General features: G+C 63.6%; 6 protein-coding genes. All 6 read left to right on the plus strand.

Annotated elements, in window-relative coordinates; translation table 11 throughout:
• The coding region (locus tag WS61_RS11360) for a YadA-like family protein (protein WP_179949675.1) at positions 1 to 3,855 on the plus strand (3,855 nt) is incomplete at its 5' end.
• 152 nt (positions 3,856 to 4,007) lie between these two features.
• Positions 4,008 to 4,733, plus strand: coding sequence for an OmpA family protein (locus WS61_RS11365; RefSeq protein WP_059500578.1), 726 nt, complete (start codon positions 4,008 to 4,010; stop codon positions 4,731 to 4,733).
• A 96-nt stretch (positions 4,734 to 4,829) separates the two neighbouring features.
• Positions 4,830 to 6,989, plus strand: coding sequence for an Ig-like domain-containing protein (locus tag WS61_RS34835; protein ID WP_157692726.1), 2,160 nt, complete (start codon positions 4,830 to 4,832; stop codon positions 6,987 to 6,989).
• Positions 6,990 to 7,115: 126 nt separating this feature from the next.
• Complete coding sequence (locus WS61_RS34840; RefSeq protein WP_179949676.1) at positions 7,116 to 9,428, plus strand: Ig-like domain-containing protein; 2,313 nt, start codon at positions 7,116 to 7,118, stop codon at positions 9,426 to 9,428.
• Positions 9,429 to 9,912: 484 nt separating this feature from the next.
• Positions 9,913 to 12,243, plus strand: coding sequence for a type I secretion system permease/ATPase (locus WS61_RS11380; protein WP_059500663.1), 2,331 nt, complete (start codon positions 9,913 to 9,915; stop codon positions 12,241 to 12,243).
• Positions 12,240 to 13,487, plus strand: a complete 1,248-nt coding sequence (locus WS61_RS11385) for an HlyD family type I secretion periplasmic adaptor subunit (protein ID WP_059500579.1) — start codon at positions 12,240 to 12,242, stop codon at positions 13,485 to 13,487. Before WS61_RS11380 ends, WS61_RS11385 begins: the two co-directional genes overlap by 4 nt.

Genomic DNA, 13,487 nt, shown 5'->3' on the forward strand with positions numbered 1-13,487 from the left:
ACGACGCTGTCGAACGTGAAGGCCGGCAAGGCCGACATGGACGCGGTGAACGTGTCGCAACTGAAGTCGTCGGGTCTGGTCGATAAGGACGGCAAGGCACTGGCCGCAGTGACGTACGACAAGAATGCGGACGGCACGCCGGACTATCGCAAGGTGACGCTGGGCGGGATGGATGTACGTCAGACGGTGAAGCTGTCGAACGTGGCGACGGGGGTCGCAGGCACCGACGCGGTCAACGTCGATCAATTGACTGGCGGTCTCGACGATCTCGAGGACAAGCTCGTCAACGGTGCCATTGACTTCAAGTACATCAAGGTCAAGTCGAACGGCATCGCTGCGCGTGCGGTCGGTGACCAGACCGTCGCGATCGGTGCGGGAGCCAATGCAACGAATCGATATGCAATGGCGCTGGGCTCCGGTGCACGCGCTACCGGCGTGAATTCGGTGGCGATCGGCTACAACTCGGTGGCCGAGGAAGCCGATACGATCGCCGTTGGCAGCGAGGGCAAGACGCGCCGGATCGTTCACGTCGGCGAAGGCAGGGTCGATGCGCAGAGCACCGATGCAGTGAACGGCTCGCAGCTGTACGCTGCGCTGGATCAGATCAACGCATCGGTGGCGGAGCAGCAAAACCACCTCATGGCCCTGAAGCAGACTCGTGACGTCAGTTCGAAGCCCGGTAGCTTCGTGGCGATCGAAGGCTTTGGCGACGACGGCAGCATACCCAACATCGCGTCGATGAACGGTCGCGATCCGCTGTCGGGTACGGCTGCGGCAATCGGTGTGGCGTCGGCAGCGGCCGGGGTCAACGCCGTCGCGGTCGGCTTGCAGTCGGTCGCCGGATCGGACCATTCCGTCGGCATCGGCAGCATGGCCCAGACCGGCGTCGATCAGGAATATTCGGTCGCGATCGGCAGCATGGTGACGACGAACGGTGTGCGTGCGATCGCTGTCGGCTCCGAGGCGAAAGCGAACGGTGACAATTCGGTTGCGCTCGGCAACAACAAGGTCAGCGCGATCGGCGACAGTTCGGTGGCTATCGGCGATGGCGCGAAGACGATGGTCGGCGCGCGAAACAGTATCGCAATGGGCACGTCGGCATCGGTCATGCAGAACGTCAGCGATGCGATGGCACTGGGTGCCAATGCAAGCGTGACGGCGGCCGGCGCGGGCGGTGTGGCGCTGGGTGCCGGTTCGGTCGCGAACCGCGGCAATGCGTTGTCGGTTGGCTCTGAGCAGATGCAGCGCCAGATCGTCAATGTTGCGAAGGGTACGCAAGGCACCGACGCGGTGAACCTGAGTCAGCTCAAGGGCGTGACGGACGCGCTGGGCGGCGGCACGAGCATCGCCGGTGACGGCACGATCACGGCGCCGTCGTACAAGGTCGGGGACAAGGTCTACAACAACGTCGGCGATGCGCTCGCGGCAGCTGGTCAAGGCCAGGGCGGCACGGACCCGAACGCGGTGACTTACGACAGTGCACAGAAGGACGCCGTGACGCTGGCCGGTGCAGACGGCACGACGCTCACGAACGTGAAGACCGGTGAATTGTCGGCGACGAGCAAGGATGCCGTGACGGGTGCCCAATTGTTCGCGACGAACGAGAACCTCGCCGGTCTGCAACAGTCGCTGAAGGACGGTGGCGTGATCGACCCGACGACGGGCGAGTCGCTGGCGGTGACCTATGCCGATGCGACGAAGGCGAAAGCGACGTTGGCCGGTGCGGAAGGCACGATCCTGTCGAACGTGAAGGCGGGTGTGGCTGACAAGGACGCGGTGAACGTGTCGCAACTGAAGTCGTCGGGCCTGATCGGTAACGACGGCAAGGCGATTGCCGCAGTGACGTACGACCGCAACCAGGACGGCACGGCGAACTTCGGTTCGGTGACGCTTGGCGGCATGGGGGCCGCGGTTCCGGTCGCGCTGCACAACGTGGCATCCGGCAAGATCTCGACGGACGCGGTGAACGTGTCGCAGCTGACGGGGGTAACGGAAGCGCTTGGCGGCGGTGCGGGGATCGATGCCGATGGGTCGGTGAAGGCACCGTCGTACACGGTCGGCGGCAAGACCTACACCAACGTCAACGACGCACTGAAGGCCGCGGCTGAAAGTGGCAATGGCGGTGTCGGCGGCACGGATCCGAACGCGGTTGCGTACGACGACGCGTCGAAGACCCACGTGACGCTCGGCGGCTCGAACGGTACCGTGATCGGCAATGTCGCCAACGGCTCGCTCGCGGCCGACAGCACCGATGCGGTGAATGGAGCCCAGATGAACGCGATCGCGCGGGATGTCGCGCAAGGACTTGGTGGCCATGCATCGTTCGATCCGGTCACCGGCAAGCTGACGGCGCCGACGTACGAGTTGTCGGATGCGAAGGGTGGAACGACGCAGTATCGCAACGTCGGAGACGCCATGTCGAACCTTGACGAACGCGTGTCGGGCAACACGACGCGAATCGACTCGCTGCAGGCGGTTGCGGAGAATGCCGTGCAGTACGACGACGCATCGCGTGGCGCGGTGTCGCTCGGCGGCAAGAACGCGGCGGCCCCGGTCGCGCTGAAGAACGTCGCGGACGGCGCCGACGACACCGACGCGGTCAACGTGCGGCAACTTCGCTCGGCGGGCCTCGTGGGCGACAACGGCCAACTGCAGTCCGCGGTGGTGTACGACAAGCACGCCGACGGCACGACGAACTACGCTTCCGTCACGCTGGGTGGTGCAGGCGTGTCCGCACCGGTCGAACTGCATAACATCGCGTCCGGCAAGGATTCGACGGATGCCGTGAACGTGAGCCAACTGCGCGGCGTGACCAGCGCGCTGGGCGGCGGCGCGACGATCGATCCGAGCACGGGCAAGGTGATTGCCCCCACGTACGAGATCGGTGGCGAGAAGTTCGACAATGCAGGCGCTGCGCTGACGAACATCGACAATCGCGTCACGAAGATCCAGAACGGCATCGGCGACAGCGTCAGCCTGGCTGGCGCGGTGGTGTACGACAAGCTGCCGGAAGGCACGCCGAATTACGGCCGCGTGACGCTTGGCAACGGCATGTCGTCGGGCCCGGTAGTGCTGACGAACGTGGCCAAGGGCACGCAAGAGCATGACGCCGTGAACTTTGGCCAGTTCTCCGAGCTGCGCGGGAAGGTCGACGATCTCGGTGGCCGTATCGCCGGTCTGGGCGAGTCGGGCAGCGGTAGCGGGTCGAGCGGCGGCGGTACGTCCGGAACCGGCGCGATCGACGTCACCGGCGGTAGTGGCTCGACGAGCGGTCAGATCCTGGCGGCGAAGCCGGGCGACGGTAACGGCAACTCGGCTGCGGGCTCCGGTGCGCAGGTCGCGAACGGTGTCAACGACGGTTCGACGTTCGGTGCGAACTCCAAGGTCAACGCCGAAGGCGGCACGGCTGTCGGTCAGGGCGCAAGCGTCGCGTCCGGTGCAACCAATGCAGTCGCGATCGGTCACGACTCGGCCGCCACCGAAGCCAATACCGTTTCGGTAGGCAAGGAGGGAGCCGAGCGCCGAATCGTCAACATCGCGGATGGCGTGAAGGCGACCGATGCCGTCAGCAAGGGGCAGTTCGACCGTGCGATGGGCGGCATGCAAGGCCAGATCAATGATCTGTCGCGCAACGCGTACTCCGGTATCGCGGCCGCCACCGCTCTGGCGATGATTCCGAGCGTCGATCCGGGCAAGAACATCTCGTTCGGCATCGGCGGGGCGTCCTACAAGGGATACCAGGCCGTATCGCTCGGTGGCGAGGCACGCATTACGGAAAACATCAAGATGCGTGCCGGCGTTGGCCTCAGCAGCGGTGGCAACACCTTCGGCGTGGGTGCTGCATATCAGTGGTAAGACGGGCCCGGGCCTCCGGGCCCGGTCTCACGGCAGATCGCCGCGGGTTGGCAACGTTTCTCCGCCAGTCCGCGCGCGGCGATCCGCCGTGACTCAGCGCCGTTGATCCCATCCCATTCCTTCAATCTTCCGCAGATAGCGGGAACAGCATCATGCAAACACTTCAACACGTTTTTCGTGCCGGCTCTGCCGGTGCGCTCGTCGTCATGCTTGGCGCATGCGCGACCCAGTCCGGGCCAACCCACAGCATTCGTGCAATCGACGTGCCGAATCAGTCGCAGCCAGCCTATCGGGCGACCTGCGATGGCCTGCTGTCGAGCGGCAACGCGTGCCGTGCGGTGGCGGAGAAGCTCTGCGCCGGCAAGGACGTGACGGTTCTGGAGGCCGTGGATCGCATGCGCGGCAATACCGCGCTCGCGGATCCTCGCGAAATCACCTTCGTGTGCGGCAAGCCGGTGCCGCCGCGCGTCGAGCAACCCGCCGCGCAACAGCCTTTGCCGGTGCCCGAGCCTCGCCCCGAGCCCGCCCCGCAACGTCAGGTACTGCTGCAAGGCAATGCCAACTTCGAGATCGATAGCGCCAAGTTGACGCTTGACGCGCGTCGCCGGCTCGACCGGTTCCTGGACGCGAACAAGGGCGTTGGTTTTCAGCGCGTGACGATTACCGGGTACACGGATTCAACCGGTTCACTGGCGCATAACCGGCGTTTGTCGGAGTCGCGTGCGCGGTCGGTTGCAACGTATCTGCGTACCGGCGGCCTGCAGGCCGCGCAATTCGTATCGGAAGGCATGGGATCGTCCGATCCGGTTGCATCGAACACGACGGCCGACGGCCGTGCGCAGAACCGACGCGTCGAGATTCAGGTCATGCCGGAGTAAGTGGCGGACCAAGCCGGACGATCGTACCGCAAGTGGGGTGATGGTCGTCAGGCGCCGACATTCAACGAAACAACGAGATTTCTGGAATAAAAAGCGATGACAACAACCAAGGCAGTGACGCGGCCGTCGCGTCCGACGATCGATGCAGTAATGGACAACGTGCCGCCCTATACGGGCGCCATCGCGAAAGGCGGCCTGACGAACGATTCGCGCCCGTCGGTGAGCGGGCGCGGCACTGCGGGCTCGATCATTCATGTGCTGGTGGACGGTCGCGAAATCGGCACGGCGGTGGTGGCGGCGAACGGGACGTGGAGTTTCGCGATGTCGCAATCGCTGCGCGACGGTGAATACCGTCTGACGGCGCGCGCGAGCAACGACGCGGGCATGAGCGTGCCGTCGACGTCATACGGAATCCAGGTGGACACGACGCCGCCGTCGCAGCCGAAGATCGAGGCGGCGACGCAGGGCACGGCGCCGCAGTTGTCGGGGCGCGCGGAAGCCTACTCGACGGTGACGGTGTACGACGGCGCGAAGGTGCTGGGCACGACGACGACGGGAATCGACGGGACGTGGACGTTCCAGTTGCCGTATGGGCTGTCGAACGGCACGCATGCGATGACGGTGACGGCGATGGATCCGGCGGGCAACACGAGTGCGGCGTCGGCGGGCTACGACGTGGTGATCGGGCCCGTGGCGCCCCCCGCCCCGCACGCGCAGGCATTGCTGGACAGCATGGGGCGAGACAGCGGCAGCTTCAATTTCGACCGCGTAACGAACGACGGCACGGCGGGCCGCTTGCTGAGCGGTCACGTATCGGCGGCGCTGGCAGCGGGTGAGAAAGTGCAGGTATCGACCGACGGTGGCCGCACATGGCAAGACGCGTTGACGAAGTCTGATGGTACGTGGGTGGTGATCGACCCGAATGCGCATACGAGCAACTGGACGATCCAGACGCGGGTGGTCAACTCAGCCGGCATCGTAGGTGGGACCGGCGTGGCAGACGTAACGTTGAAGACATCGGTCGCCGCGCCCACGGCGATTTTTCAGAAGAACGAGATGGTCACCGTGAAGTTTGCGGGCGAACTGGTGCAACCGGGCTCGCTGATCTCGGTGCAGGTCGGCGACAAGCGCTTCATGCACGCGTTGACAGCGGCGGAAATCTCTTCGGGCTCCGCGACCTTCGCCGTTTCCACAGGGCCGGTTGCCGCGGCGATCGTCGACACCGCCGGCAACGTTTCTTCGTACCTCAATGCTAGCGGATTTTCTGAGAATTTCGATAGCCGCCAATCAGTATCGATTTCGGGTGGACAAAAGGTTTCGCTTCAGTACTTCGACTTGACGGGAATCGATACCATCGCAAAAACCAGTTGGAAACAAGGTCTTTATTCGGGTGATACCAGTGGGGGCGGAATGTCTATGCCGTCGCCAAGCATGTCGTTGAATTTGGCTGGCAAGGTTCGGCTCGATCTTCGTGATGGATTGACCGCGTCGCATTTTTCGTTCGACGTGGGAGATGTTACAACTGAAGAAAGAGTCGTGCTGACTTTCTACGACCGCAATGGAAACCTGATTTATACCGCCCCGGATATCGTAGCGAAGAATGGCGCAAGCCAGCATATTGAGATCGATATGCCGGATGGGCTTTTGTTCAGTTCGATCGTGTTCGACCAGGCATGGCGCGAATCCGCGGCACAGGTGTTGACATGGCTGGACAATTTTGAATTCGCTAAAAATACCCCGGATCAACTTGTGGATCCGGCGACGGCCCAGAATCTTGTCGAAGGTGCCTACCATGGCAGCAATCGCGACACGGTGTTTACCGTGTCGAACGTGTCGTATTTCAACCAGGACGGCAGCGGCGCTCACGGCGGTAAGGGAATCGATACGCTGAAGCTGACCGGTGCGAATCAGGTCCTGGACATCACCGCATTGAACAGCGGCATCACGAACAAGGTCACGGGCATCGAAGTGTTCGACCTGACGGGAACTGGCAACAACACGCTGAAACTGTCGATGAGCGACGTGCTTACGTTGGGCCATCAAGATCTGTTCCGTGCCGACGGCCATACGCAGATGATGGTGAACGGCAACGTGGGTGACCGCGTCGAGCTGTCGGGTATGGCCGGCCTGGATGCGGGCAACTGGACGAATCAGGGTCTTGCGGCCGTTAACGGTCTGGCCTACGTGGTGTACGAGAACGCGGCGCTGAACGTCGAGCTGCTGGTGCAGTCGTCGGTTGCGACTCAGCTTGTTTGATTTGCTTTCGTGCCGGAATAGGCGATAGGGCGCGTCTGAATACTGTGTGGTGGTGATATCAGCCACTTTAGATGTGTAGTTTCGCTATCAGGCGATCAATACAACTAATTTAATTCGGGAATGGCTATGACAACAGCCAAGGCAGTGACGCGGCCGTCGCGTCCGACGATCGATGCAGTAATGGACAACATGCCGCCCTATACGGGCGTCATCGCGAAAGGCGGCCTGACGAACGACTCGCGCCCGTCGGTGAGCGGGCGCGGCACCGCGGGCTCGATCATTCATGTGCTGGTGGACGGTCGCGAAATCGGCACGGCGGTGGTGGCGGCGAACGGGACGTGGAGTTTCGCGATGTCGCAATCGCTGCGCGACGGTGAATACCGTCTGACGGCGCGCGCGAGCAACGACGCGGGCATGAGCGTGCCGTCGACGTCGTACGGAATCCAGGTGGACACGACACCGCCGTCGCAGCCGAAGATCGAGGCGGCGACGCAGGGCACGGCGCCGCAGTTGTCGGGGCGCGCGGAAGCCTACTCGACGGTGACGGTGTACGACGGCGCGAAGGTGCTGGGCACGACGACGACGGGAATCGACGGGACGTGGACGTTCCAGTTGCCGTATGGGCTGTCGAACGGCACGCATGCGATGACGGTGACGGCGATGGATCCGGCGGGCAACACGAGTGCGGCGTCGGCGGGCTACGACGTGGTAATCGGGCCCGTGGCGCCGCCGATTCCACCCACTCCGCCGACGCCCCTGGCGCAGGCATTGCTGGACAGCATGGGGCGGGATAGCGGCAGTTTCAATTTCGATCGTCTGACGAACGACGGCACGGCGGGCCGCTTGTTGAGCGGCCATGTATCGGCGGCGCTGGCAGCGGGCGAGAAAGTGCAGGTGTCGACCGATGGTGGACGCACTTGGCAAGACGCGTTGACGAAGTCTGATGGTACGTGGGTGGTGATCGACCCGAATGCGCATCCCGGAAACTGGGCGATCGATACGCGGGTAGTGAATAGTCAGGGTATTGCGGGAACGCAGAAATCTTATGATGTGACGCTCGACATGACAGCGCCGGGAGCGCCCGAGAGTTTGATGTTGGATGCCGCGAAGGGCACTGTCCAGGTTGGAATTGCGAAGACCGGCGGGGCGGCGGGCGATACGGTCAAGGTCATATTGGGCGACTATACGATCGATTACAAATTGACGGCGCAAGACATCAAGTCCGGCAGCGTGACGCTGGCAGTTCCCACGAGTGTAAAGGTTGCACTGGGTGCGGGTTGGAAAGCCGAAATGAAGGTATGCGCGGCAGTGGTCGATCAGGCCGGCAATTCGTCGGATTGGCGCTGGTCGAAAATGGAGGCGAGAAAATCGTTCGACGTGGGCGATCAGCCGAGCGGCGCCTTCCGCAAGTTGGTTACAGACGTCGCAACTCTGGAAGTGGCGGGCATTCCCGGCGTACCGGCCGCACAGAGCGCTGCCAGCATCGGTAAGAACGCATCCGGAGAAAGTACGCTGGGATGTATGGGGCGGCTAAACATATCGCTCGACGGATTTTCGGCGACCGGTATTAGCATGAGGGTGTTCGGAGATCAAACCGGAGCGACGTCTAGTAATGGCTATACGCGAGTGGAAGTCGGAACGGCTGTCATCTTTTACGATGCCAAAGGGTTGGTAATTTCGACTCAATACGTGCCTACCATGCCCAACAATATTGCGGATGTCTCGTTCAGAATGCCAGCCGGCAAGGCGTTTTCCAGCATGAGCATCACGACCGGGTATTACTCTATGCTGGAAAGCACGGGGCAACAGGAAGGCGGTGCGATGGTGTGGCAATGGAACCAGCGCCCTTGGATTCGAACTTCCAACAGATTTGAAAATATCAAATTCGATCTTAGTCCAAGCGATGCGTTGTCGACTGGCGTCGAGCCGGTACACGACATTCAGAACGTCGTCTTGCTGTCGGGTTTCTATACCGGCGGACACGGGGACGATGTCTTCAATGTCGGCGATGTTCGTTATTTCGATGGGGCGGAGGTGGGCGTTCACGGCGGTGCCGGCATCGACACACTGAAGCTTACAGGCTCGGGTCAGGTGATGGATCTGTCGAAACTGGTGAACGTTGGCGGAACCGACAAACTTTCGTCGATCGAGATCATCGATATAACCGGTACGGGCGACAACACGCTGAAGCTGTCGATGAGCGACGTGCTGACGCTCGGTCAGAAGGATTTGTTTCGTAACGACGGCCATACCCAGATGATGGTGCACGGCAACGCAGGTGATCGCATCGAACTCTCCGGTATGACCGGCCTGGATGCGGGCAACTGGACGAATCAGGGTCTTGCGGCCATTCATGGCCGTGCCTATGTGGTGTACGAGAACGCGACACTGAACGTCGAGTTGATGGTGCAGTCGTCAGTGACGACTCAGCTCGTCTGAGCGCTCTTCGCATCGACAGGCGCGCATGACGCAAACGCCGTCATGCGCGCCTGTCGGCGCATCCTTGTCCGATTTGCTCGTCGCCGTACCTCCGCCGTACCTCCGCCGTTTCTCCTGGCGGTGCATTCGACCGGTGTCGCCAGTCACGGAGACACGGTGGACGCTCCCCTGTGTCATTTCGACGTTTCGATCTTGTCCTAATGGTTTTGATCCGACTTTAGGACTCTTCATATGTCGCGTCACTTAGGCCTTCCGTACAGTCGAGATCTTTCGACATAAAGACGCATGGCGCCGTGTCGATTGCCTGGTGTGGTGACGAACAGCGTATGCAGTTTCCCTCGCCTGCATAGCCGTCACCGAGATGCAACGCATCGTGAGCGCGGTCCGAAACGCCGCCGCGATCGCGCGTTGCGAATCGTCCGGGCAACCCGGTCCATGCGAACGCGGCGACATCCTGCCGGCCGCCCCTTTAATGACCGACCTCATGAACTCCCGAACAACTGATAGCGATACCGAGCAGCGCAGCGATACCGTGTTGCCCGAAACGATCGAACGTGACAGTCTGCTGGATGCCGCATCCTGGATCTGTGACTACTACGGCCATGGCCGCACGCGCGATGCGTTGACGGCCGGGCTCGCGATGTCCGCGTGTCTGACGCCGTCTCTTGCACTCGAGTTGCTCACTCAAGCCGGGCTGACCGCGACGCTGGTCGAACGCAAACTGTCGCTGCTGCCCGACGCGCTCATGCCGATCGTGCTGCTGCGACGGGATGGCGGTGCATGCGTGTTGCTTGGCCGCCGTGTCGATCGGGCCGAACCGGGAAGCGCGCGCGTCGTTTTCCGGGTGATGATGCCCGAGCTCGGTGCGAAGCCTGTCGAGTGCCGCGAGGAGGAAATCTCGAGCTCGTATTCGGGATACGCGCTCCTCGTCAAGCCGATCGCGAAAGCCGACGGCCGGGACGGCGATCCGCTTCCCGAGCCGGCCGGGCACTGGCTGTTGCGCACGCTGTGGCGCTACCGCAGCTACTACGCGAGCGCGGCCCTCGGCGCATTCCTGATCAACGTGCTCGGCCTCGCGAGCGTGTTCTTCACGATGAACGTATACGACCGCGTCGTGCCGAATCAGGCCTACGTGACGCTGTGGTCGCTGGCGATCGGCGTCGCGCTGGCGATGCTGCTCGAAGCCGTCTCGCGTCACGTGCGCGCGCATGTGCTCGACACGGCCGGCAAGAAGGCCGATCTCGTGCTCGGCAGCCTGCTGTTTCGTCAGGCATTGGCGATCCGGCTGGAGCGGCGGCCGGCCTCGGCCGGCTCGTTCGCGCATCGGCTGCGCGAATTCGAGTCGGTGCGCGATTTCGCGACGTCGGCCACGCTGTCCGCGGTGTCGGACCTGCCTTTCGTGCTGTTGTTCGTCGGCGTGATCTTCGCCGTCGCCGGCCCGCTCGGCTGGATTCCGCTGTTGATGATCCCGATCATCATCGGCATTGGCGTGGCCGTGCAATGGCCGCTCGCACGCGCGATGCGCGAGAACCTGCGCGAAGCGTCGCTCAAGCAGGGTGTGCTGATCGAATCGATCGAAGGGCTGGAGACGCTCAAGGCGGTCGGCGGGGAAGGCGCGATGCGTCATCGCTGGGATACCTTCAGCGCGAAGGCTGCCGCATCGTCGATGAAGTCGCGACAGCTCTCCAGCATGGCGACGAGCGCCGTTGCGTTCCTGCAGCAGATGCAGACCGTGGTGATCGTGATCGCGGGCGTCTACCTGATCGGCGCGGGCGAGCTCACGCAAGGCGCCTTGATCGGTGCGGTCATGCTGGCCGGCCGCGCGACCGCGCCGCTTGGCATGGTCATGGGGCTCGCACTGCGCTTTCAGCAGGCGAAGGCCGCGCTGAATTCGCTCGACGAGCTGATGGCGATGCCGGTCGACCACGATCCGGCACGGGAATATCTCGCCCGCCCGCCGCTGACCGGTCACGTGAAGCTCGACAATGCGTCGTTCGCTTATCCGGCGCCGCCGATGCAGCAGAGCGCCCCGGTGTTGACCGGCGTTTCGATCGAGATTCAGGCCGGCGAGCGCATCGCGATCCTCGGCCGGATCGGTAGCGGCAAATCGACGCTGCTGCGATTGTTCGCGCGCCTGTACCGGCCCACCGAGGGCAAGCTGCTCGCGGACGGTCTCGACGGCGAGCAGATCGCACCGGCCGACTGGCGGAAAACGTTCGGCTACGTGGCTCAGGACAGCCGTCTGTTCCACGGCACGCTGCGCGAGAACCTGACGATCGGCCGCCCCGACGCGACCGTCGACATCCTGCTGGAAGCATTGAGGCTGACCGGGCTCGACGCGCTGGTGGCGCGTCACCCGCTCGGCATCAATCTTCCGGTCGGCGAAAACGGCAGCGAGCTGTCGGGCGGCCAGCGGCAGCTCGTCGCGCTCGCGCGCAGCCTGATTGCGCGACCGCGCGTGTTGCTGCTGGACGAGCCGACGAGCGCAATGGACACGCAGACGGAGGCGTTGTTCATCGAACACCTGCGGCGGGCGACGGCAGGCCAGGCACTCGTCGTCGTCACGCACCGGGCGCCGTTGCTCGCGCTCGTCGATCGCATCGTGATCGTCGATCAGGGCAGGATCGTGATGGATGGGCCGAAGGCACACGTGCTCGCGGCGCTGTCGGTCGAGACGTCATCGGCCGAGCGCGCGTCCGCGGAGCCGGTGGCGCAGGCGCCGGCAGGAAGGATGACCGTCACGCCGCGACCGTCCGCGTCCGGAGGCGCGGCCGACGACGCATCGGCCACTCCGGCGATGGAGGCGGAGCGATGAACTTTCGATCGATATTCCGACGGCGCGAGCGGCAACCGAAGCTGCTCGTGCAGGATGCCGCATTCATGGACGACATCCGCGAAGCGCTGCTCGTGCGGTCGTCCGTCGGCGCGCAAAGCGTGCTGTATGTCGTGGCCGCCGTGTTATGCGTGGGACTCGCATGGGCCGGTTTCGCGCGCGTCGAGGAGGTCACGCGCGGCGAGGCGACCGTCGTATCGCAGAGCCGCGAGCAGGTGATACAGAGCCTGGAAGGCGGAATCGTCGAGGAGGTTGCCGTGCGCGAAGGCGAGCTCGTCGAGAAAGGGCAACGGCTTGCCAAGATCGATCCGACGCGGGCGGCTTCCAGCTATCGCGAGCTGCGGTCGAAAGAACTCGGTCTGAAGGCGACGCTCGCGCGATTGCGTGCCGAAGCATACGGTACGCCGCTCGCGTTTCCCGACGAGGTGACGCGCGAACCGGAACTCGTCCGGCAGGAAACGGCGGCCTATCTGGCGCGCCGGCGCTTGCTCGACGAAGGGATCGCCGCGTTGCGGCAAAGCCGGGCGCTCGTGTCGCGCGAGGTGGCAATGTCCGCGCCGCTGGCCTCGAAAGGGCTGATCTCGGAGGTTGAAATCCTGCGCATGCAGCGGCAGGCCGCGGAGCTCGACGCGCAGATCGTCGAGCGCCGGAATCGCTACCGGTCGGATGCCGGCACGGAGCTGGCGCGGCTCGAGCCGGAGCTCGCCCAGGCGAGCGAGTCGCTCGTCGGCCGTGCCGACGTGCTCGATCGGACGGATGTCGTCGCACCGATGCGCGGCGTCGTGAAGAACATACGGGTCCACACGCGTGGTGCCGTCGTGCAGCCGGGCGAGCACATCATGGAGATCGCGCCGGCTGACGACAGGCTGCTGATCGAGGCACGCATCAAGCCTTCCGACATTGCATTCCTGCATCCAGGCTTGCCGGTGCTCGTGAAGGTCAGCGCATACGATTTCGCAATCTACGGCGGGCTTTCGGGGCACGTCGTCAGCGTCGGGCCGGATGCGGTGAAAGACGAGCAGCGGGCCGCCGCGGGCCGCCCCGATGCAACGTATTACCGGCTGATGGTCGAGACGGACGCGAACGCGCTTGAGGTGGCGGGCAAGCGGCTGCCGATCCTGCCGGGGATGCAGGCGACGGTCGATGTCCGGACTGGCGAGAAGACCGTGCTCGACTATCTGCTGAAACCGATCTTCAAGGCCCGCGAGGCTTTCCGGGAGCGCTGA

The sequence above is a fragment of the Burkholderia sp. ABCPW 11 genome (genome assembly GCF_001523445.1).
GTDB lineage: Bacteria > Pseudomonadota > Gammaproteobacteria > Burkholderiales > Burkholderiaceae > Burkholderia.

Coding starts and splice junctions, on each gene's coding strand:
- WS61_RS11365 (WP_059500578.1), top strand. CDS start 4,008: ATGCAAACACTTCAACACGTTTTTCGTGCCGGCTCTGCCGGTGCGCTC.
- WS61_RS34835 (WP_157692726.1), top strand. CDS start 4,830: ATGACAACAACCAAGGCAGTGACGCGGCCGTCGCGTCCGACGATCGAT.
- WS61_RS34840 (WP_179949676.1), top strand. CDS start 7,116: ATGACAACAGCCAAGGCAGTGACGCGGCCGTCGCGTCCGACGATCGAT.
- WS61_RS11380 (WP_059500663.1), top strand. CDS start 9,913: ATGAACTCCCGAACAACTGATAGCGATACCGAGCAGCGCAGCGATACC.
- WS61_RS11385 (WP_059500579.1), top strand. CDS start 12,240: ATGAACTTTCGATCGATATTCCGACGGCGCGAGCGGCAACCGAAGCTG.